A 22611-nucleotide genomic window follows, 5' to 3' on the forward strand; every position below is an offset into this window, starting at 1 on the left:
CGACGCGTATCCAGCCCTTCGGGCCTCGCACACCGGGGTCTTCGACACCGCGCTCCCCTTCGGCTCGCTCGCCCTTGCTCGCGATCCGTTACTGGGCCCGCCTCAGGGCGCGTTCCAGGATCGCCGCGCCCTCCTCCGCCTCCGCGACGGTGAGGGAGAGCGGCGGTGCGATCCGCAGCACGCTGGTGTTGTGTCCGCCGCCCTTGCCGATCAACAGGCCTTCCTCGCGGGCCGCTTCGAGTACGGCCGCGGCTGCTTCGGGGTTCGCCCGGTCGGTGCCGGGCTGGACCAGCTCGATGCCGATCATCAGTCCGCGTCCGCGTACCTCGCGTACGCCGTCGAACTGCGCGGTGACCGCGCGTAGCCGTTCGATGAGCAGGCCGCCGACGCGCCGGGCGTTGCCCTGGAGGTCGTGTTCGAGGAGGTAGGTGAGGTTCGCGAGACCCGCCGCCATCGTGACCGGTGAACCGCCGAAGGTCGAGATGGAGTTGGAGTCGAGGCAGTTCATGATCTCGGCGCGGGCGACGACGCCGCCGATGGACATGCCGTTGCCGATGCCCTTGGCGAAGGTGAGTATGTCGGGAGGGCCGGAGGCGGCGTGGGCCTGCCAGCCCCAGAAGTGCTCGCCGGTGCGTCCCCAGCCCGTCTGCACCTCGTCGGCGATCCAGAGGACGCCGTGCTGCTGGAGGACTTCTCGGAAGGCCGCGTACAGGCCGTCGGGCGGTGCGGTGAAGCCGCCGACTCCCTGGACGGGTTCGGCGATCAGTGCGGCGGGCGGGCGTCCGTGGCCGAGCAGGTCCTTGAGGTCCTCGACACAGGCGGCGATGAACTCGGCGTCGCCCAGGTCGGCGTAGGGGCCGCGGGTGCGAACTCCGCCGTGCACGTACAGCGTCTGGAGCGGTGACAGGGAGGTCGGGGACCATCCCTTGTTGCCGGTGATCCCGACCGCGCTGAAGGAACGGCCGTGGTAGCTGTTGCGCATGGCCAGGATCTGGTTGCTCTGCCGGTGGGCGGTGGCGAGCATCAGGGCGGTGTCGTTGGCCTCGGTGCCGGAGGTGGTGAAGAAGACGCGGGCGTCGGGGATGCCGGACAACTGGGCGATGCGTTCGGCCAGTTCGACCATCGGCCGGTTGAGGTAGAGCGTCGAGGTGTGGATGATCCGGCCGGCCTGCTCGCTGACCGCCTTCGTCACCTCGGGCAGGGCGTGTGCGGTCATCGTGGTGAGGATGCCGCCGAAGAAGTCCAGGTACTTGTTGCCGTCGGCGTCCCAGACGTGGCGGCCCTCGCCGTGGGTGATCTCGATCGGGTCCTCGTAGTAGAGGGCGAGCCAGTCGGGCAGGACGGCCTGGTGGCGGGTGTACAGGTCGGTCATGGCTGCACCAGCCCTTCGTAGGCGTCGGGGCGCCGGTCGCGGTAGAACGCCCACTGTTGGCGTACTTCCTCGATGAGGTCGAAGTCCAGGTCGCGGACGATGAGTTCCTCGGCCTTGTCGCTCGCCCTCTCGCCGACGAACTGTCCGCGCGGGTCGACGAAGTACGAGGTTCCGTAGAAGTCGTTGTCGCCGTACTCCTCCTGCCCGACCCGGTTGATCGCGGCGATGAAGTACTCGTTGGCGACGGCCGCGGCGGGCTGCTCCAGCTGCCAGAGATGGGCGGAGAGGCCGCGGGAGGTGGCGGAGGGGTTGTAGACGAGCTGGGCGCCGTTCAGGCCGAGCTGCCGCCAGCCTTCGGGGAAGTGGCGGTCGTAGCAGATGTAGACGCCGATCCGGCCGACGGCCGTGTCGAAGACGGGCCAGCCGAGGTTGCCGGGCTTGAAGTAGTACTTCTCCCAGAAGCCCTTCACCTGCGGGATGTGGTGCTTGCGGTACTTGCCGAGGTAGGTGCCGTCGGCGTCGATCACGGCCGCGGTGTTGAAGTAGAAGCCGGACTGCTCGACCTCGAACACAGGTACGACGATCACCATGCCGGTCTCGCGCGCGAGCTCCCGCATACGGGTGACGGTGGGCCCGTCGGGGACCGGTTCCGCCCAGCTGTAGTGCTCGGGCTCCTGGACCTGGCAGAAGTAGGGGGCGTTGAAGACTTCCTGGAATCCGATGACCTTGGCACCCTGCCGGGCCGCCTCGCGGGCGTGTTCCTCGTGCTTGGCGACCATGGATGCGGTGTCACCGGTCCAGGTGGCCTGGACCAGGGCGGCACGTACGACGTTGGCCATGAGCTGCTCCTTCGACGGGACGTCAGAGAGCCTCTACGCCCGTAGACAAAGGCTGTAGAGGCTCGAAAGTAAGCCCCCCGGACAGCCTTGCCAAGACCATCGTCGTTAACCCGCTGAGTCGATCACGTTTCTGACCCCCACGGGTGAGTGACGTGGCCGGTGGACCCGGGCGGTGCGGCCGATCGGGGGACGGTGCGCTCCCCGGCGCCACCCGCCCGCCCTAGCGGGTGGGCGGGTGGCGTGGCCGCCTTCCGGGGCGAGCGGTCACGCCGTGAGGCCGGCCACACGCAGGGCGTGGACCAGGTCCCAGTGGCATTCGTCGGACACGCTCCGGGCCGCCTCCAGGAGGAGCGGTACGAGGCGCTGGGGGTCCGCTTCGGCGCTGCGGGCGGCCTCCTCCGGGGAGCGCATGCGGACGTACGCGTCGAGGAGCGCGCCGGCCTCGCGCAGGCGGCCCTTGTCGGCGAGGTCGAGTACGGCGGCCCCGATCTCGGACGAGGGCCGGGTGACACCCTGGCGCAGCATCTGCCGGCCGTCGGCGGTGCGGCCGGCGGCAGTGAGCGCGTCGGCGGCGGCGACCAGCCGGTCCGCGGGCAGCGAGGCCGCCTCCCACAGCAGGGTGGCCCAGTCGGCGTCGAGGCCGGCGCGGTGCAGTTCGGCGGCGAGCAGCGGGAAGCGTGCGGGGGGCCAGTACGCCGCTTCGACGAGCAGGGCGTGCGCCTCGCCGCTGCGGCCCTCGCTCCGCAGTCGGGTGAGGGTCCCGACGGTGTCCGCGGTGAGCCGTCGCGTGTCCTCGTCCGGTGGCTCCGTCACCGTCCGCGGGCGCACGGGTTCTTCGGCGGCCCCGGCGAAGCGTGCGCCGCGCGGTGTTCGTCTGCCGGGCGCGGCCGGGGCGGGCGGCATCGGTGCCGCCTCGGGCAGGACCGTGGGTGCCGTGTCCGGCTCCGTCATCCCGGCGAAGCGTGCGCTGCCCCGGGGGCGGCGCTTGGAGCGTTGCTTCGGGGCGGGAGGCGCGGCGGGCGCGGTTCGCTCGGAGGTGGGGCGGGCGTGGTCGGCGTGGTCAGCGGGCGCGTAGGCGTCGTCACGGCGTGGGGTCGGGTCGCTCGCGCCCCCTTGCTGTTGCGGGACCCGGGGCGCGCTCCCGCTGTCACGCCCGCCGTCCCCGACGTCACTCCCGGATCCTGCGCCGCCCCGCCCGGTCCCCCTGCCGTCCTGCCCGGCGTACGGCCCTTCGCGCCCGGCGTACGGGGCATGCGGGTCGGCGTACGGGGCGTGCGCGGCGGCGCCGGAGCTCGGGGCGGGTCGCTCGGCCGGGGCGTATGCGCCGGGGCGCGGCGGGGTCCAGTCGCCCACCGGGGCGGGCGCGGCGGCTTGGGTGTACGCCCGCTCGGCGCCCGGGGCGTGGTCCGCCAGCGGGGACCGGGGCCCCGCCTGTTCAGGGACCGTCGGGTGGGGGCCGGGGCCGGGGTCCGGGGGGCGCTCCGGGTAGCTTGCGCCGGTGTCGTTCACGCCCGCTCGCGCGCCGGAGTGCATGCCTGGAGCGCCCGCGTCGGGGCCGCTCGGGGCCCCTCGCGTTCCGTACGGGTCCGCCCAGCTCTCCGGCTGCCGGGGCCATACGCCGTCCCCGGGGGCAGGGGCCGGGAAACTCAGCGCGCCCTGCGCGCGGGTGCGCGGGGCGCGACGGTCGACGTTGTCCATGCGGTGGCGCAGTTCGGTGCAGCGGGCGGTGGCGCGTTCGTGATCGTCGTGCGCCCAGGCGAGGTCCAGGCGGATCGCCTCGGCCTCTTCCCGGGAGGCCGCCGAGGGGAGCAGCCTGCTCAGTTCGGCCTGGCGTTCGGCGGCGTACCGCTGCTCGCGGAGCATGACGTCGAGTCGGTCACCGAGGGCGTCCCGGCCGCCCGGTCGGGCGTCGTACGCGGCCAGTGAGGCGTCGTGCAGGGCGCGGGCCCGTTGCGCCTCCTGAGCGGCGGCGCGCTCCCCGTATTCCGCGACGACGTCCTGGAGGATGGCCTCCACGACGTCCCAGGGCGGCACCTCCCAGCCGTCGAGGCAGGCCCGCATGCCGTCGGGGTCTCGTTGCCAGAAGACTCCGCACCAGCCGCCGCTCTGGTCGAGTCGTCCCATCAGCCCGTTCAGATACCTGGCGAACTCCAGTACCTGTCCCGGGAGTTGTTCTACCGCCATCACCCAACTCCCCGCCCGATATGAGTCCTCCGGTCCGATAGAAAACACCAGCCGTGTTACGGATCGGCTACAGGGAGTTTTCGGCGCTGACGCGGAGCCCTCAGGGATGGACACATCGGCGTGCTCCCGTTCGGGCGCGCCGAATGCCAGGGACCCTACTCCCCTCCCCCATCTGCTTGTTGAAAGGCGACCTACCACGCCCGGCGCGAAGGCCCGACTCCCGGCACACGCGACAGGCCGCGCGCCGCAGACATGAAGGCCCGCGCCCTGCCCACACGAAAGCCGACACACGCGCAGGCACCCGCGCGCGTTCACCGCCTGCGGGTCGGCAACCCCCGCGCACATGGGTCGCGCGACCCGCCGGGCAGGGTCGCCCATCGGGCCTTCCGGCAGCCCGCGCGCAGGGGCCGCGCCCACGCGCGTGGGCGCCGCGGCCCGAACTCGCCCGGGAACGGCGGGCCTTGAGGCACTCTCAGATGCGGCAGGCCTCCCCCGCCGCCGTGCGGGGCAGGACGAGCCGGATCAGGGCGGCGACGCCTTCGTCGTCGTTGCTGGGCAGCACGATGTCGGCGGCTCGCAGGGTGTCCTCGTGGGCGTTGGCGACGGCGGCGGCGAGCCCGGCCAGGCGCAGCATCGGAATGTCGTTGGGCATGTCGCCCACGGCGGCGGTGTGTTCCAAGGGGAGTCCACGCCGCTCGGCGAGCAGGCGCAGCGCCTCCCCCTTGTCGACGCCGGGGGCGGACAGTTCGAGGAAGTCGCCGGTGGACCTGGTGATCACCGCGCGGTCGCCGACGACAGTGGCGAGCACGGTGGCGAGTTCGTCGACGAGCAGCATCGGGTGCGCGGCGAGGATCTTGACCACCGGATCTCCCTCCACCGGTGCGGACACGTCCTCCAGGGGCAGGTGGAACCAGGGGTTCGGCACCAGTCGCGCGAAGGCCTCCTCCAGACGGAGTCCGGACACGGAGTCGACGCCCACCGCGACCCCGGGCATCGCCTCCCGCACCGCGCGCAGGATCTCCGCCGCGTCGCCGGGGCCGAACCCCCGGCAGTCCAGCAACCGCCCCGACGCGACGTCGACGGTGACGGCGCCGTTGCTGCACACCACGGGCCCGGTGAGCCCGTAGCGCCGGGTCAGGTCCAGGGTGTCCCGGACGGGCCGTCCGGTCACCCCTACCACCGCGAGGCCGGCCCGCCCCGCCTCCGCGAGCGTGCTCAGGGTGCGCTCGCGGATGGCGCCGGCCGAGTCGAGCAGGGTGCCGTCGAGGTCGGTGCAGACGAGACGCACGACCGTGCGCGTGCGGCGTCCGCGCCCGGTCGCGGGCTCCGGACCGGTGGCTGGCTGCGCCGCGCCGAGCGGCGGCTCCTGCGAAGTCGCCACGCCGGAGCGGGCGTTGGTGTTCGACATGGCCGGAGGCTAATGACTACGCGCGTAGACGACAAGGGGTTATTCCATGAATTCAACAATTCCGCGATCGCGCCCGGCCTACGACCTCAGACACACGACGAGCAGCCGACGGGGACGACGGGAACGACGAGGGCAACGCGGTACCGCCCCACACGGCGCGAGGCGGTACCGCCGCCGGTCGGCGCGACGCGCGGACGGCACGCGGAGGCCACTCCGGGCACTCCGCCGGGCCATCGGGCCGGTACCGGCGGCGTGGGCACCGGCCGTCAGACCACCGGCACGAACTCGCATCGCACGACGAGGTCGTCCATCGAGAGCCCGAGGGCCCGCGCCAGCGCCGCGACCGTGAAGAAGGCGGGCGTGGGCGCCCGCCCGGTCTCGATCTTGCGGAGGGTCTCCGCGGAGATCCCGGCCACCCCCGCGATGTCCGCCATGCTGCGGCCGCCGCGGGCCTCGCGCAGCAATCGCCCGAGACGCTCGCCGCGTTCGCGCTCTTCGGGGGTCAGGGGGGTTCGCACCATGACCCCATTCTAATACCGGTATAGTAATTGGAATGGTGGAACTGAAGACGGACACATCGATCGACGAGATGTACACGGCCGGCCAGGTCGTGGGCAGGGCTCTCACGGCGGTGCGGGAGGCGGCCGACGTCGGCGTCTCCCTCCTGGAGCTGGACGAGGTGGCACACCAGGTCCTGCGCGAGGCGGGCGCGAGTTCACCCTTCCTCGGCTATCACCCCTCCTTCGCGCCCACGCCCTTCCCCGCGGTCATCTGCGCCTCCGTGAACGAGGCGATCGTGCACGGCATCCCGACGGGCCTTCGACTGCGCGACGGTGACCTGGTCTCCATCGACTTCGGCGCCGAACTGGGCGGCTGGGTGGGCGACTCGGCGATCAGCTTCATCGTCGGCGAGCCGCGCGCCGCCGATGTGCGGCTCGTGGAGACCGCCGAGCGCGCCCTCGCCGCCGGTATCGAGGCTGCCGTCGTCGGCAACCGCATCGGGGACATCGCGCACGCCGTCGGCACGGTCTGCCGCGCGGCGGGGTACGGAATCCCGGACGGCTTCGGCGGGCACGGCGTGGGCCGCCGGATGCACGAGGACCCGGCCGTCCCGAACGAGGGCCGCCCGGGCCGCGGACTGCCCCTGCGGCACGGCATGGTCCTCGCCATCGAGCCCATGCTCATCGGCGGCGGCACGGACGGCTACCACGCGGCCCGCGACGGCTGGACGCTGCGCACCGACGACGGCTCCCGAGCGGCCCACGCGGAGCACACGGTGGCCATCACGGATGCGGGGCCCCGCATCCTGACGGCACGCTGACCGCTCGGGGCATCGGCCGCCGCGGGGCGAGGGGACCTTCCCGCCTCCCCGCGGCACGACCGCTACGGCGTGGGCCGCACCACCATCGCCGATCCTCCGCCCCGCCGTACCTTCTCGGCCGCGGCCAGCCACGTGCCGTTCGACAGGCGCTGGACGCCCGTTGCCGCTCCGATCTCCGGGTTCGCCTTGAAGGAGTGGCCGATGGCTTCGAGCTGCGCCTTCAACGGGCTGTCGTACAGGCCGGGTTCGAGCTCCGTCTGGGCGGCGTTGCGCTGGCTGGCGCGTGGTGTGGCGATGGCGTCGACCAGCGGGAGACCGCGGTCGACGAACTCGGTCAGGGTCTGCAGAACGGTCGTGATGATGCTCGCGCCGCCCGGCGAACCGAGCGCCACGACGGGCCGGTCGTGCCGGTCGAGCACGATGGTCGGCGAGATCGACGAGCGCGGGCGCTTGCCGGGTCCCGGCAGGTTGGGGTCGTGCACGGCCGGGTTGGCCGGCGCGAAGGAGAAGTCCGTCAGTTCGTTGTTGAGGAGGAAGCCGCGCCCCGGGACGGTGATGCCGCTGCCGCCGGTCTGTTCGATGGTCAGCGTGTAGGCGACGACGTTGCCCCACTTGTCGGCCACCGTCAGATGGGTCGTGTTCTCACCCTCGTACGTCGTCGGGGCGGCGATCCCGGCGGTGGCGCAGGCGGCGGGACGGCTCGGGTCGCCCGGCGCGAGCGGGCTCGTCAGCACGGCGTCGTCCTTGACGAGGCAGGCCCGCGCGTCCGCGTACTTCTGTGAGAGCAGGCCCTTGGCGGGTACGTCCTCGAAGGCCGGGTCGCCCACCCAGCGGCCCCGGTCCGCGAACGCGATCCGGCTCGCCTCGATGTAGTGGTGCAGGTACTGCGCCTCGCTCGCCTTCGAAAGGTCCGTCTTCTCCAGGATGTTGAGCGCTTCTCCGACGGTGGTGCCGCCGGAGGAGGAGGGTGCGATCGAGTAGACCTTCAGGCCGCGGTACGAGACCTTGGTGGGCGCCTGACGCTTCGCCCTGTACGCCGCCAGGTCGTTCAGGGACAACTTGCCGGGGCGGGCGTTGTAGCCGGACGCCGGGTCCACGGGCGGCTTGTTGACGGTGTCGACGATCTCCGGGCCAAGGTCGCCGTCGTAGATCGCGTCCGTCCCCTTCCTTCCCAACTCTTCGTACGTGCGAGCCAGATCGGTGTTCTTGAAGCTCGATCCGACGACCGGCAGCGAGCCGCCCGGAAGGAAGAGCTTCGCGGTGTCGGGGAAGTTCTTGAAGCGGGCCTGGTTCGACTCCGTCTGCGAACGGAAGGTCGCGTCGACCGTGAACCCGGCCCGGGCGATGCGCTCGGCCGGCTTCAGGACACTGCCCAGACGCTCGCTGCCCCACTCGTCCAGGGCCCTCTGCCAGGTGGCGGGTGTGCCCGGTGTGCCCACGCCCAGCCCGCTGGTGACCGCGTCCGCGAAGGCGAGCGGCTTGCCGTTCTCCAGGAAGAGACCGGAGTCGGCGGTCAGGGGTGCCGTCTCGCGCCCGTCGATCGTGTGCACCGTACGGGACTTGGCGTCGTAGTAGACGAAGTAGCCGCCCCCGCCGATGCCGGACGAGTAGGGCTCGGTGACGCCGAGGGCCGCCGCGGTGGCGACGGCGGCGTCGACGGCGTTGCCGCCCTTCCTCAGCACCTCGATGCCGGCGGCGGAGGCGTCCGCGTCGACGCTCGCCACGGCGCCTCCGGAGCCGACCGCGACGGGCACCTTGGCGGCGGGCGTTCTCGCGGCCGCGCCCGCGGCCGGTGCCCCGGGTGGCGCCGCCGCACCGACCAACACCGTCGCGGCCGAAACCGCCAGGACCGTCAGATTCCGCGCAAGAGGGCGACGCATCCGTACCTCCAGTCAACAGGTGTCTGCGCAGCGTAACTTCACCGCCATGCGCGCGTCAGGCCCCCTCGAACGTCGTTTCGTGAGCCCGCTAGCATGCGCGCCCATGACTGACGACGTCCGCAACATCGTCCTCGGCGTCCTGGCGGCCGGCATCAGTGCCGCGCTCGGCTGGCTCGCCCGTACCTATCTGTGGAGGCGCAAGCTCCGTCGCAAGCAGGCGTTCTTCGGACTGCCCGACAACTCCGAGTCCCTGCTGGTGGTGAACCGCGAGGCGGGTGGCCCCGAGCTCACGGTGATGCGCCACGACGTGTTCGCGCTCCTCGAACTGTCCGCGTTGATCAAGGACTGCGGTGCGCACGCCCAGGTCATAGCGCACGACGCGACGCAGCAGGGCTTCGGGGAGCGGACGGAGTTCTGTGTGGGCGGTCCGGCGTCGAACCGGCGGATGGCCGCGCATCTGCACTCCCTGCTGCCCGGCATACGCGTCAACGTCGACTCCGAACCGGGGCCCGACCGGGGCGCCTTCCAGATCGGCAGCGAGCGCTACCGCATGGAATCGGGCAAGGCCGAGTACGTGATCCTCGCCCGGCTCACCGCGGGCCAGAGCCGAGACGTGAGACCGGTCTTCCTCTTCTGCGGCCAGCGCGCGATCACCAACCAGGCGGCGACCCGCTATCTCGCCCGCAACCACGCGCGGCTCGCCCGCAAGCACGGCGGCAGCAGTTTCGCCCTGCTCCTGAAGGTCGTGAACTCGCAGGCGTACGGCCCCGATGTCGTCGAAGTCGTCGCGGACATCACCCGCGCCGCCCAGACCCCGCTGCCGACCCTGACGGTGCCGGACCCCGAACCGGACGCGGAGCCCCCCGCGAAGGCGACCACACCTCGGCCCCGTCGGCGCACATGACGCGTGTCGCACAGATGGCCGGGCCAGCACGGCACCGAAGTTTTCCCGCTGTCCGCGGGCACAGGCCGACGGCGTCCCAGCCAGCGGATATGAACACTTCAACAATCGTTACCCGCACGTAACTTACCGACGGGTTACTTAAGGTAAGTCACTGAGGTTACCGTCGGGTCACTTTGCACTGACCGAGTGAGGAGTGACCCGTTGGGAAACGGTCGCAATCCCCTGCGCACATCGGCCGTCGGTGCCGTCTCCGCGACACTGATCGCCGCCGCGGGCCTGGGCCTCGCCCCCGCCGCCCAGGCCGCCGGCGGCACGAGCGGCGTCCGCTTCGTCGACATCTCCGGAGACGGAGGCACGACCCTCAAGGCCAACGTCGTCACCCCCGCGGAAAGCGACGGCACCCGCGCCTACCCGCTCATCGTGCTGCCCACGAGCTGGGGCCTGCCGCAGGTCGAGTACCTCGCACAGGCCCAGAAGCTCGCGAACTCCGGCTACGTGGTGGTCGGTTACAACGTCCGCGGCTTCTGGCAGTCGGGCGGGGAGATCGAGGTCGCCGGACCACGCGACACGGCCGACGTGTCCAAGGTGATCGACTGGGCGCTCGCCAACACCCCGGCCGATCCCCGCAAGGTCGGCGTGGCGGGCGTCTCCTACGGCGCCGGGATCAGCCTCCTCGCCGCCGCGCACGACAAGCGCATCAAGGCGGTCGCGGCGCTGAGCGGCTGGGCGGACCTGACCGATTCGATCTACTCCGGCCGCACCGAGCACGTCCAGGCGGCCGCCCTGCTGGACGGCGTCGGACATATCACCGGCCGTCCCGGCGCCGAGACCCAGCAGGTGTTCAAGGACTTCTTCGCCTCGAACCTCTCGAAGGAGCAGGATCTGATCGACTGGGGGAAGAAACGTTCCCCCGAGACGTATGTCGATCAGCTCAACAAGAACGGCGCCGCCGTCTTCATGGCCAACGCCTGGGGCGACACGGTGTTCTCACCCAACCAGTACGCCACGTTCTACGAGAAGCTGACCGGGCCCAAGCGGCTGGAGTTCCGCCCCGGCGACCACGCCACCGCCGAACTGACCGGCCTGTTCGGGCTTCCCAACGACGTATGGACCGACACCGGCCGCTGGTTCGACCACTATCTGGCGGGCGAGGACAACGGCATCGACCGTGAACAGCCGGTCCAGCTCACATCCCGTTCCACGGGCGGCTACGAGGGCTACCCGGACTGGAAGTCGGTCGGCGCGACGACGAGGAAGATCGCTCTCGGGGGCACCACCAGGATCCACACGAACGTCGACTCGGGCGCGGACGGCGGGGTCATCTTCCTGTCCAGCATTCTCGACCAGCTCACCCGGATTCCGCCGATGGCCTCGATCCCGCTGCTGCCGCGCTGGTGGGCGGCCGTGTGGCAGTCGGAGCAGTACCCGAGCGCCCAGCACGTGCGCGGCACCGCCAGGCTGCACACCACGGTCACCGGCACCAAGGAGAGCGGCACCCTCGTCGCCTACCTCTACGACGTGGGCCCGCTCGGCCTCGGCAAGCTGGTCAGCAACGCGCCGTACACCTTCCACGGGCAGACGCCCGGCAAGCCGTTCGCTGTGGACCTGGACTTGTTCTCCACGGCCTACGACGTCCCGGCAGGGCATCGTCTCGCCCTGGTCGTCGACACGGTCGACCCGCTCTACATCGAGCACAACCCGTCCGGCGCGCAGCTGACCTTCTCCTCGCCGGAGCACGACCCGTCCTATGTGTCGGTGCCCCTGCGCGAGCAGTGATCTCCGGCTGGCGCCGGCCGGGCCTGGCCCTGTGAGCTGCTGCTCCCCCTACAGTGTCGGGGCTGTGGGGGGAACCCCACCCGGCAGCAGCGTCCCTGGTGCGGCCGGAGCCACGTCCACGGCCTCGGTCTCGGGACTGCGCCGCTCCCACCGGGACGCCCACGGGGCGACCCAGGAGAACAGCACGCACATCCCGATGCAGATCGGCAAGATCACCGTCACCACGGGGATGAACGGCAAATCGTAGTCGAGGTTCGACACGATCAGCTTCCCGGTGGGAAGGAACTCTTCGTGGGTGAAGGGCGCGGGCAGTCGCCGCGCCTCGCATGCCAGGAGGATCAGCACCAGTACGAGCCCCGGCGGCAGCGACTGGACGGCGGGGCCCGGCACGTTGCCCCCACGCGGGACGCGGATGCCGTACGGCCGGGCCTTCTTGCTCCCGGCGGTGAGGCGTTCGCGTCTCCACGCCCGCCTCCGGGCAGGTGAGTCCAGGTGCTGAATCCTGTGCTCCACTCGGCAGTTGGGGATCTGTTCGACAGGTCCCCGGACGGGCGGGCGGTCCGGTGCGCCGCACGCGGTGGTCGCGGCGGGCGGCGCGGTGAGCGCTCGCGGGCGGGCGGGCACACGTGAGGTACGGATCATGCGCTGTGCTCCCCCGGTCAGTGCTTGAGGATCTTGGAGAGAAAATCCTTGGCACGGTCGCTGCGCGGGTTGATGAAGAACTCCTCCGGGGTGCGATCCTCGATGATGCGACCGTCCGACATGAAGACGACGCGGTTGGCGGCGGAGCGCGCGAAGCCCATCTCGTGCGTGACGACGAGCATGGTCATGCCGTCGCGCGCGAGTTGCTGCATCACCTCCAGGACTTCGTTGATCATCTCGGGGTCGAGGGCCGAAGTCGGTTCGTCGAACAGCATCGCTTTGGGGTCCATGGCGAGCGCGCGGGCGATGGCCACACGCTGCTGCTGTCCGCCCGAGAGCTGGGCGGGGTACTTGGGTGCCTGTGAGGCGAGGCCCACGCGGTCCAGGAGTTCGCGCGAGCGCCTGTCGGCCTCCGGCTTCTTGCGACCGCGGACCTTCGTCTGGCCGAGCGAGACGTTCTGCAGCACCGTCTTGTGCGCGAAGAGGTTGAATGACTGGAAGACCATCCCCACTTCGGCTCGGAGCCGCGTGAGGGACCTTCCCTCGTCAGGGAGCAACTGCCCGTCGAGCTTGATCGTCCCCGACTCGATGGTCTCCAGCCGGTTGATCGTCCTGCACAACGTCGATTTACCGGACCCCGAAGGGCCGATGATCACGACCACCTCCCCCTTGCCGACGGTGAGGTTGATGTCCTGCAGAACATGCAGCTCCCCGAAATACTTGTTCACGTCGTGCAGCTCGATCAACGGATCGACGGCCATCCCGGTCCTGCCCACTCTCGGCTGTGTCGGTCAGCGCAAACTATCGACGCAAATCGGCACGAAAGGGGCGACACGCACGCAGGGTAATTAACCGTATTTGAGGCTGCATGACGAGCACATCACGACACTCCGGCGACCTCTTGCATACCGGGACCGCCATGATCGCGCCCACGCCGTGGCCATCGGTACGTGGTCGGCGACGGCGCCGGCTCCCTAGGCCTCCGATGCTTCGGCGTACATCTGGGACAGCTCGGGGACACCCTGCACGGCCCAGTCGAGTCCGGCCTCGACGACCTGGATCTCGCGGCCCGAGGCGAGCCGGACCGCCGGACTGCCACCGGGCCAGACATGCCAGGCGGCGCCCGGCACCGTGCGCACCACGACCGTACCGAGGTAGAGGCCGGCGTCGTTGCCGAGCCAGGGCAGCGCCTCGGGGTCTTCGCGCCACAGCGGCAGGAGCTGGTCGAGCGCCGCCAACGAGGCCGGAGTGTCGTCCAGTTCGAGGCCGACAGCCGCGGCGTGCGAGCGGAGCAGTTCGCATTCCGAGAGCAACTCGGCGACGCCTGCCGGATCGTCCTCGAAGGCGGCGGCGAGGGCCCGGTCCCGCCGTACCGGATGCCGCTTGAGCCACTTGTCCAAGAAGGGGATGTTCATGACCGGCCTCTCCGTCGGGTGCGATCGCCGAAGCTCCGCGTTCCCGGCATTTGACAAGAATGTATCTTGCGGCAGTTGATCACGGAATCAGGCGAATCCCGATGCCGCTCGAACCACCTCCCCGACCTCGCCGGACGCCTTCCCCGGCCGGACGGGCCTCACCCTTGCCGTATCCGATCGAGGCCGCAGGATCAGACCCGGCGTCGACGCGCAATCGGGTCAACGAGGGGGCACGGTCGCCGAGTTCGGCGAAGAGGTCCGCGGCGGACTCCATGGCCGCCCGGCGGGTACCGGGTGTGCCCGTGGTTTCGGGCACGGCGGCGGTACCGAGCGGATCGACTCCGATCCACTCGGCTCGGCGACAGGGCCGCCCTGCGGATCTCGGGTGGCCCGGGGGACCCGGCACGCAGTGTGGCCGGGCGACGTCCTTCCGGACGTCGCCCGGCCACGGGGCGCTGCGAGCGGACAGGTCCTAGACGTCGAGGTCCACGACGACCGGTGCGTGGTCCGAGGCGCCCTTGCCCTTGCGCTCCTCGCGGTCGACGTACGCGTCCTTGACCGCCGTCGAGAAAGCTTCGTTGCCGTAGACGAGGTCGATGCGCATCCCGCGGTTCTTCGGGAAGCGGAGCTGGCGGTAGTCCCAGTACGTGAACGGGTGCTCGTACTTGAGGGGACGCGGGACCACGTCCGTCAGGCCCGTCTCGCGCAGGGCGGCCAGGGCGGCGCGCTCGGCCGGTGTGACATGGGTCAGGCCCTCGAACGCGGCCACGTCGTAGACGTCGTCGTCCGTCGGCGCCACGTTGTAGTCGCCCAGCACCGCGAACGGCCGGCTGCCCGCCGCGTCGCCCGCGACCGCGGCACGCAGGGCCTCGAACCACTGGAGTTTGTAGGCGTAGTGGGCGTGCCCCACCTCGCGGCCGTTCGGTACGTACACCGACCAGACGCGGACCGGCCCGCAGGTCGCGGAGACCGCCCGGGGCTCCTCCGCACCTTCGTACCCGGGGTCACCGGGCAGGCCCTTGACCACGTCCTCCAGGCCGACTCGGGAGATCACCGCCACGCCGTTCCACCGCCCCGTGGCGTGTACCGCCGCCTCGTAGCCCAGCTCGCGCAACGGCTCGGTCGGGAACTGCTCGGCGGCGACCTTGGCCTCCTGGAGGCACAGCACGTCCGTGCCGCTGCTCTCCAGCCAGGCCAGCAGCCTCGGCAGACGGGCGGTGATCGAGTTCACGTTCCAGGTGGCGATGCGCATGCCTCACAACCTACCGGGCGGGTACGACAACGGGTCCGCCGGCGACACCCGGGCGCCGTGAGGACAGCGCGGGAGCACCACGGGTCCCCTCATGGGCGGCTCAGACCTCCGCCGACGCCCCCGGGGTGAGCCGCAGGTGTTCGGAGCCACCGAGGGCGCCGATCTGGCGGTCGTAGATCGGCCGGGCGAGGTCCGTGAGCAGGGCGTCGTGGATGTCGTACGCGCGCTGCGGCTTGACCTCGCGGACGTACTCGATGACCTCGGAGATCTTGTTCCACGGGGCCATCACCGGGAGCATCAGCGTCTCGACCGGCCGGTCCGGGACGGTGAGGGCGTCGCCGGGGTGGAAGACGCGGCCACCGTCGACGAGATAGCCGACGTTGGTGATGCGCGGGATGTCCGGGTGGATCACGGCGTGCAGTTCGCCGTGCACCTGGACGTCGAAGCCCGCGGCCGTGAACGTGTCGCCGTGGCCGACGGTGTGCACCCGGCCGGGGAAGGCGGCGGAGATCTTCTCCGCCACCGACCGGAGCGTCCAGATCTCGGCCGCCGGATCGGCCTCCATGGCCGCCCGCAGCCGTCCCTCGTCGAAGTGGTCGGGGTGCTCGTGCGTGACGAGGAGGACGTCCGCGCCCAGGGCGGCGTCCTCCTCGCTGAAACCGCCGGGATCGATGACGAGCGTCCGCCCGTCCTTTTCGAGACGGACGCAGGCATGCGACTTCTTCGTGAGTTTCATGAGTCCATCGTGCCCCCGCAGCCGCGCGGGGCGCAGGACCGCGGATGTCTCCGCCCGCTCACTCCTCCGGGGTCGTCTCCTCCCGGATGACCTGCTGCGCCACCTTGAACGCACTGTTCGCGGCCGGTACACCGCAGTAGACGGCCGTCTGGAGCAGCACTTCCTTGATCTCCACCGGGGTGAGACCGTTGCGCAGGGCGGCGCGGGTGTGGAAGGCCAGCTCGTCGAGGTGGCCGCCCGCGACCAGGGCGGTGAGCGTGACACAGCTGCGCGAGCGCCGGTCGAGCCCGGGCCGGTCCCAGATCTCGCCCCACGCGTACCGCGTGATGAACTCCTGGAAATCCCCGGAGAACTCGTCCGCCGAGGCCAGCGCCCGGTCGACGTGCGCGTCCCCCAGCACCTCGCGGCGCACCTTGATCCCGGCGTCGTAGGGGTCCGGCCGCCCCATGATCTCGGGCGGTACGGCGGCCGGGGCGATCTCGGCGAAGGGGCCGACCGGCGGCGGGGCGGCCTGCACGACGTGCACCGGCGCGGACTGGATCGCCATCTGGCCGGTGGACGAGTCGAACGCGGGCTGCCAGGCGCCGGAGAAGTGCCGTACGAGCAGATCCGTGACGGCGGCGGGCTGCTCCACGGGAACCAGGTGGGAGGCACCGGGCACGACCGCGAGGCGGGCGTCCGGTATCCCGGCGACCAGCGTGCGCGCCTCCGCCGGCCCGGTGACCTGGTCGTCGGAGCCGGCCAGGACGAGCGTGGGCACACCGACCATGCCCAGTTCCGCCCGCACGTCGAAGGCGGCGAGCGCCTCGCAGGCCGCGATGTAGCAGCCGGGGTCGGTGGTGCGCACCATCTGCACGGCCCACTCGGTGATCGCGGGCTGGGCCGCGGCGAAGCCGCTCGTGAACCAGCGCTCGGGCGAGGTGCGGGCGATCGGGTCGAGCCCGTTCGTCCTCACGATCACTCCGCGCTGCCGGAACTCGTCGGCCGTACCGAAGCGGGGCGAGGCGGCGATCAGCGCGAGGGAGGCGACCCTCTCCGGGCTGCGCAGCGCCAGCTCGATACCGAGAGCCCCGCCGAACGCGCAGCCCGCGTAGCCGAAGCGCTGGATACCGAGTTGGTCGAGCGTGGCGAGCAGCCGCCCCGCGAGTTCGGCCACCGATCCGGCCGGATAGGCGGGCGCTCCGCCATGTCCCGGCAGGTCGAAACGGAAGACCCGCCAGCTCTTCGCGAGCTCCGGGACCTGCCTGTCCCACATGTGCCAGGTGGTGCCGAGCGAGGGGCCGAGTATGAGGACCGGGGCATCTTCCGGGCCGTCGAGGCGGTACTGGAGGGCAGGGGTCTTCGTCTCACTCACCGTCCCACGCTAACTTCTGCGCCTGTCCGGGCGGAAATGGGGCCCGTTCGTCCACCGCGCCCACACGGGTCCGCCACATATGTCCAAGCCTTGTTCGGACCACGCGGGGCGGGTCCGACGGGTCGGCTCGGCACGGCCCGGGAGTCCGGTCCGCGTCAGAACTCGCCCGGCGCGCCGAGGCCCGTCAGGGCGCCGACCGGGTCGAGGTCGGGAGTGCCCCGGGGCCACCAGTCGTCGTGCCCCGGCTCGGACTCGTAGGCGTACCACAAGCCGTTGCGGCCGAGGCGGAGCTGGGCGTGACCGCGGGGGTGGGTGAGGTGGTTGCGCCACGGGCGGAACGCCGGGAAGTCGGCGGCCAGCAGCAGCGGCCGGGCCCGGTCGAACCGCCCCGCCGGAGGGTCCCACGTCTCTTCGAGCACGCTGAGCGCCTCGAACCCGCCCTGCCGCCAGGCCGCGACCGCCCGCGCCAGATCGGCCGGGGTCCGGCCGGTCGCGGAGGCGAGCGAGGAGTAGAGCGCGCGGGTGGCGGCCGTGAGACCCGAGCCGGGGCGGGCCGCGGCGATACGCACCGCGTCCTGCCAGAGCGTCAGGTCCGCGACCGGGTCGCGGCCCGCGGTCAGCAGTATGTGCGCACGGGCGGCGGCATCCGTGGCCAACTGGTCCAGCGCGAACGGGTCCGGGCCGCCCGGCGCGCCCGGGTAGGTAGGCGGCTGTTCGGGATGCGCGGGCGGCGGCAGCGGAGCGGGGAGGGGTGGCAGCACGCGTCGCGCGAGGGCGTCGCGGGCGCGTACTCCGGGCAGCGGTGCGGGTTCCCTCTCCTGGGCGGCGCGGGCCGCGCGGGCGGCGTTGCGCCGGGACAGCGCGTCGAGCAGCTCGCGTTCGCCACGGCCGCGCAACAGGAGCAGGACGAACGGGTCCTGGTCCAGCAGACGCGCCATCTGATAGCAGAGCGCGGCCGCGTGCTTGCAGGGGTGCCCGAAGTCGGGGCAGCTGCAGTGCGGTTCGAGTTCACCGGGGCCCGGGAGCAGTTCGACGCCGCAGTCGGCGAGCGACTTGGGCATCTCCTTGTCGAGCAGCGCGGCGATGTGTCCGGGCCGCTCGGCCGCGGCGTCGAGAAAGCGGTCCCAGTCGTCATCGGCCAGCGTCCGCACCCTGACCTGGACGCGGTACGGCCGCGGCCGGCTTCCGTGCACATACGCGAGCACCAGACCCGGAGTGACGGTGATGGCGTCGACGTACCCCTGCCCCGCATACGTCCGCCCGCGCGCCAGCCGCGCCGCGTCCAGCGCCCCCTCCTCCAACGCCGTGACCCACGCATTCCCCCACCACGTCTCCGCGAACGCGCCTGCTCCTGGTACCCGCGCGGAAAAGGCGGGGAACGTACGGCGCAACTCACCGTCACGGCCGGGGGATGCCATGGAGCGAGGGAGCCGCTCGGCGGGGAGGGCGGTGGCCGGTCTGCCGGCGGGCTCGAACGGGTTGTGGGCGTCGGTCGGCGCGTGGCGGGCGCGGGACTCCGGGTGGAGGGTCCCAGGGCTGAGGGCCTCAAAGGGCTCAAAGGGCTCAGCGAAGGGTTCGGCGGTGAGGGGCACGGGGTCGGGAGAGCCGGGGGTGAAGGGCTCGGTGTCCGCCGGTGCCTCCTCCTCGGACACGGGGTGCGCCGGGTGCGCGGGGGGCGCGGGTTCCGCGGGTCGGCCGTGGTCCCGGTCGCGCGTCGTCTCGCCGGTGTCGTCGGCCGGATGCGTCGGGTGGCCGGTGATGGCGGCCACGTCGGGAGGCAACTGGAAAGCACCCGCGAGCAGATCGCGCAGGTCGCGCTCCCGGGATGCCTGATCCGTCTTCACAGGGTGCGCGGGACTCCGCCGTCCCCGGGAGCCCGCAGGTGACGTCCTCGCGGACCGGCGCCCCGGGCCAATTCCCTTGCCCTCAGCCTCTGTTGTCCGCTCCCCGCTGCCGTCCGTCCCCTCGGTCCGAAGCCGCCTCGCCTCGTCCCGCGCGGCGCGCAACGCCTCGCGGGCGATGTCACCAGGACGTGCGCCTACTGTGGTCTCCTCACCGGAACGGCCGGTCGCGGCAGGCTCCTTCGCCTCCGCGGTCGCCCAACGCAGGGCCTCGCGGGCCACGTCACTCGGCCTCGCTCCCGGGGCGGCCGCCCTTGGCGGCACCTCGGGCACCTCGGGCGCCATGGACGAAGGGGACGGCGTGGACGAAGTCGACGGCGTGGACGACGCGGACGACGCGGACGACTTACCGGTCGCCGCCTCCCGCTCAGCACCCGCAACCGCATGCGCATCCGCACCCGCATTCGGGCCCGAATGCTCGTCGGCCGCCGCCGCCGCCCGCGCTGCGCGCAACGCCCGTCGGGCCTCGTCGGCGGGGCGGTCTCCGGTCGCGGGGCGAGGCCGATCGGAGCCTTCGGCCGGTTCGCCGACCCCGGGTTCCGCCACGCGGCGCTCCTCCCCCTCGGTCCCGCTCACGTCGGCCTCCGCAGCGACACGAGGTCCGACAGCTCGCGGTCGGTCAGCTCCGTCAGGGACGCCTCGCCGGAGCCGAGGATCGCGTCGGCGAGGGCCCGCTTCGCTTCGAGCATCTCGGCGATGCGGTCCTCCACCGTGCCCTCGGTGATTAGGCGGTGCACCTGGACGGGCTGGGTCTGGCCGATGCGGTAGGCGCGGTCGGTGGCCTGCTCCTCGACCGCGGGGTTCCACCAGCGGTCGAAGTGGACGACATGGCCCGCGCGGGTGAGGTTGAGGCCGGTGCCGGCGGCTTTGAGGGACAGCACCAGGACCGGGGTCGCCCCGCTCTGGAAGCGGTCCACCATGTGTTCGCGCTCGGGGACCGGTGTGCCACCGTGCAGGAGCTCCACCGGGACGGCGCGGGCGGTCAGGTGTGCCGTGATGAGGCGGGCCATGCCCACGTACTGCGTGAAGACCAGTGCGGAGCCGTCCTCGGCGAGCAGGGTGTCCAACAGCTCGTCGAGCAGGGCCAGTTTGCCGGAGCGGGCGGAGGGCCCGTGCGCGGCGGCCTGCGCGTCCTCCTTCAAGAACAGGGCTGGATGGTTGCAGATCTGCTTGAGGGAGGTCAGGAGCTTGAGGACCAGTCCCCTTCGGGCGATGCCGTCGGTGGTCTCGATCGCGAGCAGGGATTCGCGGACCACGGCCTCGTAGAGAGACGCCTGTTCGCGGGTCAGCGGAACGGGGTGGTCCGTCTCCGTCTTGGGCGGGAGCTCGGGGACGATTCCGGGGTCGGACTTCTTGCGGCGGAGCAGGAACGGGCGGATCAGCCGGGCCAGTCGGGCCACGGCCTCCTCGTCCTCGCCGTTCTCGACAGCGCGCGCGTGCCGGGCGCGGAAGGACTTGAGGGGGCCGAGCAGCCCGGGGGTCGTCCAGTCCAGCAGCGCCCACAGTTCGGAGAGGTTGTTCTCCACGGGGGTGCCGGTGAGTGCGACGCGCGCGGGGGCCGGGATCGTCCGCAGGGCCTTCGCCGTCGCCGAGTAGGGGTTCTTGACGTGCTGCGCCTCGTCGGCGACGACCATGCCCCAGGGCTGGTCGGCGAGGTGGGCGGCGGCGGACCGCATCGTGCCGTAGGTGGTGAGGACGAAGCCGCCGTCGAGACCGTCGAGGGTGCGGTCGGGGCCGTGGAAGCGGCGCACGGGGACGCCGGGCGCGAAACGGGTGATCTCCCGCTGCCAGTTGCCGAGGAGCGACGCGGGGCAGATCACCAGGGTCGGTTCGCTGCGGGCCCGGCGCAGGTGGAGCGCGATGAGCGTGACGGTCTTGCCGAGCCCCATGTCGTCGGCGAGGCAACCGCCGAGACCGAGGGAGGTCATGAGGTCGAGCCAGGCGAGGCCGCGGAGCTGGTAGTCCCGCAGGCGGGCGTCCAGGCCGGGCGGCGGCTCGACGGGTGTCACGCCCGCCGTGAGACGGTCGCGCAGCGTGGCCAGCGCGCCGACCGGCACCGCCTCGACGGTCTCGCCGTCGACCTCGGCGGTTCCGGTGAGCGCGACGGAGAGGGCGTCGACGGGGTCGAGCAGGCCCAGTTCGCGCTTGCGGGCCTTGCGGACGAGCGCCGGGTCGACCAGCACCCACTGGTCGCGCAGCCGGACGACCGGCCGGTGGGCCTCGGCCAGGGCGTCCATCTCGGCCTCACTGAGCGGATCTCCGCCGAGGGCCAACTGCCAGCGGAACTGGAGGAGTTCCTCACTCTCGAAGAATCCGGTCCCGTCCGTCGCCGACCCGGGCGCCGGGCGCACCACCGCGGCGGCGCTGAGGTCGTGAGCCAGGTCCCGGGGCCAGTGCACGGCGACACCGGCCGCGCCGAGCCGGGTGGCCGCGACCCCGAGCAGATCGGACAGCTCCTCCTCGGAGAGGGCGAGCACATCGGGCACGTCCTGTTCGGACAGGCGGTCCAGGGGCGGCCAGACCCGGGCGGCGCGGCGGACGGCGAGGGCGGCGTCGACGCGCGCGCGGGGGCCGAAGACCGCGTCGGCGTCCCCCGCCCACAGGGCGGCCGCGTCGGTGACGAGCGTGGGGTCGGCGAGGCTGTGCACCTGGACTACGGCGGCGCCCGCGCGGCGCGCTCCTTCGCCGTCGTCGAAGAGCTGGTGGGCGGACAGGTCCAGGCGCAGCGAGATCCGTACACCCGCGTCCATGCCCGCGGCGACCTCGGCGGCCCAGTCGTGGGCACCGGTCAGCCGCTGCGGCTCACGCGCCGCGAAGGGTTTGCCGGAGGTGTAGGGCGCGGCCGGGGTACGCGGCAGTGTGTCGGCGACCGCGTCCAGGAAGGACCGCATCAGCGCTTCCGGCTCGGGCAGCCGGATCGGCCCCTTGCCGGGCAGCGGTACGGCGTGTCCTTCGTACGGGAGGGCCGCGGCGACCGACCTCAGGTGGGCGATGTCGTCCTGGTCCAGCGGGCCCGCGCGCCAGGAGTCGAAGCCGTCGGGGGTGAGCCCGGGCAGCAGTCGCCCGCGCGCGACGAGGCGAAGCGCGTGCAGCGCGGCGGCGCCCCAGCAGGCGGTGGCGGGATGCGCGGCGGGGTCACGGCGGGCCCCCGCGAGCAGGGGCAGGGCCTCGCCGACGGAGAGGGTCAGCGCGGGCACGGTGCCCCTGCGGACTCCTGAGCCGTGCGGCCGCACGACCGTCAGCTCGGTGTGCTCCCGCACGGACACGCCTGCGCGGGGTGCGGCCGAGGGCGCGCCTTCGGGGTGCTGCGCCGTCGGCGGGCTCTCCTCCCGCTCCTCGGCGGGCAGGAGGTCGCCGTCCGGGTCCCAGAAGGCGATCCGTCCCTCGCGGGGCAGTGGCGCCGGGAGGAAGACGGCGGCGAGCCGCACGGAGGGCGGCCGGCCGGGAAGCGGCTGCGCGGAGAACTCTCGGGCCGAGGGATCGGCCGCGGACACGGAACGCACCCGTGCCGGGGGCGCCCCCGCGGAAGGCAGCCGCTCGGCCACCGCGTCCACCCCGTCCCGCATACGCCCGGTCACCTCCCGCCCCTCGGTCGAATCAGTCGAATCAGTTGTCTTCGACTCTACG

16 protein-coding genes and 1 pseudogene are annotated in these 22611 nt (G+C 72.1%); 3 read left to right on the forward strand and 14 right to left on the reverse strand.

Translation table 11 applies throughout. The features are described from left to right. Positions 1 to 88 precede the first annotated feature (88 nt). The 5 genes from ABZX90_RS32125 to ABZX90_RS32145 form a co-directional block, all read right to left on the reverse strand. Complete coding sequence (locus tag ABZX90_RS32125; protein ID WP_351125903.1) at positions 89 to 1372, reverse strand: aspartate aminotransferase family protein; 1284 nt, start codon at positions 1370 to 1372, stop codon at positions 89 to 91. Beyond that, positions 1369 to 2211: a nitrilase-related carbon-nitrogen hydrolase gene (locus tag ABZX90_RS32130; RefSeq protein ID WP_351125905.1), complete on the reverse strand. Its 843-nt coding sequence runs from the start codon at positions 2209 to 2211 to the stop codon at positions 1369 to 1371. The genes ABZX90_RS32125 and ABZX90_RS32130 overlap by 4 nt, the downstream gene beginning before the upstream one ends. Positions 2212 to 2475: 264 nt before the next feature. After that, the gene (locus tag ABZX90_RS32135; RefSeq protein WP_355210763.1) at positions 2476 to 4395 is read right to left on the reverse strand and encodes a hypothetical protein; all 1920 of its coding nucleotides are present in this window, start codon (positions 4393 to 4395) and stop codon (positions 2476 to 2478) included. Between the two features lie 472 nt (positions 4396 to 4867). Beyond that, entirely contained in the window at positions 4868 to 5803 is a 936-nt protein-coding gene (locus ABZX90_RS32140; protein ID WP_355210766.1) for an HAD family hydrolase, read from the reverse strand. Positions 5804 to 6069: 266 nt separating this feature from the next. Next, positions 6070 to 6324, reverse strand: a complete 255-nt coding sequence (locus ABZX90_RS32145) for a helix-turn-helix transcriptional regulator (protein WP_355210769.1) — start codon at positions 6322 to 6324, stop codon at positions 6070 to 6072. Between the two features lie 32 nt (positions 6325 to 6356). On the opposite strand from ABZX90_RS32145, the gene map reads away from it, so the two are divergent. Continuing rightward, positions 6357 to 7124: a type I methionyl aminopeptidase gene (map, locus tag ABZX90_RS32150; protein ID WP_351125912.1), complete on the forward strand. Its 768-nt coding sequence runs from the start codon at positions 6357 to 6359 to the stop codon at positions 7122 to 7124. 62 nt (positions 7125 to 7186) lie between these two features. Here the strand turns inward: map and ggt are convergent, their stop codons facing one another. Then, positions 7187 to 9004: a gamma-glutamyltransferase gene (gene ggt, locus ABZX90_RS32155; protein ID WP_355210773.1), complete on the reverse strand. Its 1818-nt coding sequence runs from the start codon at positions 9002 to 9004 to the stop codon at positions 7187 to 7189. Between the two features lie 103 nt (positions 9005 to 9107). On the opposite strand from ggt, the gene ABZX90_RS32160 reads away from it, so the two are divergent. Further along, positions 9108 to 9908: a hypothetical protein gene (locus ABZX90_RS32160; protein ID WP_351125916.1), complete on the forward strand. Its 801-nt coding sequence runs from the start codon at positions 9108 to 9110 to the stop codon at positions 9906 to 9908. A 201-nt stretch (positions 9909 to 10109) separates the two neighbouring features. Further along, entirely contained in the window at positions 10110 to 11684 is a 1575-nt protein-coding gene (locus ABZX90_RS32165; protein WP_351125917.1) for a CocE/NonD family hydrolase, read from the forward strand. Positions 11685 to 11732: 48 nt separating this feature from the next. Here the strand turns inward: ABZX90_RS32165 and ABZX90_RS32170 are convergent. The 8 genes and pseudogenes from ABZX90_RS32170 to ABZX90_RS32205 all read right to left on the reverse strand — a co-directional run. Next, positions 11733 to 12062: pseudogene (locus tag ABZX90_RS32170) on the reverse strand (amino acid ABC transporter permease); the annotation flags it as partial. Positions 12063 to 12343: 281 nt separating this feature from the next. After that, positions 12344 to 13087, reverse strand: coding sequence for an amino acid ABC transporter ATP-binding protein (locus ABZX90_RS32175; protein WP_355210850.1), 744 nt, complete (start codon positions 13085 to 13087; stop codon positions 12344 to 12346). 213 nt (positions 13088 to 13300) lie between these two features. Then, positions 13301 to 13741 carry a DUF6278 family protein gene (locus ABZX90_RS32180; RefSeq protein ID WP_351125921.1) on the reverse strand — a complete coding sequence of 147 codons (441 nt, stop codon included), beginning with the start codon at positions 13739 to 13741 and terminating at the stop codon, positions 13301 to 13303. 472 nt (positions 13742 to 14213) lie between these two features. Beyond that, the gene (locus ABZX90_RS32185) at positions 14214 to 14993 is read right to left on the reverse strand and encodes an exodeoxyribonuclease III (RefSeq protein ID WP_355210778.1); all 780 of its coding nucleotides are present in this window, start codon (positions 14991 to 14993) and stop codon (positions 14214 to 14216) included. A 100-nt stretch (positions 14994 to 15093) separates the two neighbouring features. Next, positions 15094 to 15729, reverse strand: coding sequence for an MBL fold metallo-hydrolase (locus tag ABZX90_RS32190; protein WP_351134831.1), 636 nt, complete (start codon positions 15727 to 15729; stop codon positions 15094 to 15096). Between the two features lie 58 nt (positions 15730 to 15787). Then, complete coding sequence (gene pcaC / locus ABZX90_RS32195; protein ID WP_355210782.1) at positions 15788 to 17083, reverse strand: 4-carboxymuconolactone decarboxylase; 1296 nt, start codon at positions 17081 to 17083, stop codon at positions 15788 to 15790. Positions 17084 to 17238: 155 nt separating this feature from the next. Continuing rightward, the gene (locus tag ABZX90_RS32200; protein WP_355210785.1) at positions 17239 to 19269 is read right to left on the reverse strand and encodes an SWIM zinc finger family protein; all 2031 of its coding nucleotides are present in this window, start codon (positions 19267 to 19269) and stop codon (positions 17239 to 17241) included. Positions 19270 to 19556: 287 nt separating this feature from the next. Then, the gene (locus ABZX90_RS32205; protein ID WP_355210853.1) at positions 19557 to 22550 is read right to left on the reverse strand and encodes an SNF2-related protein; all 2994 of its coding nucleotides are present in this window, start codon (positions 22548 to 22550) and stop codon (positions 19557 to 19559) included. Between the last annotated feature and the right edge of the window lie 61 nt (positions 22551 to 22611).

The sequence above is a fragment of the Streptomyces sp. NPDC002935 genome, assembly GCF_040611295.1.
In the GTDB taxonomy this organism is placed as follows: Bacteria; Actinomycetota; Actinomycetes; order Streptomycetales; family Streptomycetaceae; genus Streptomyces.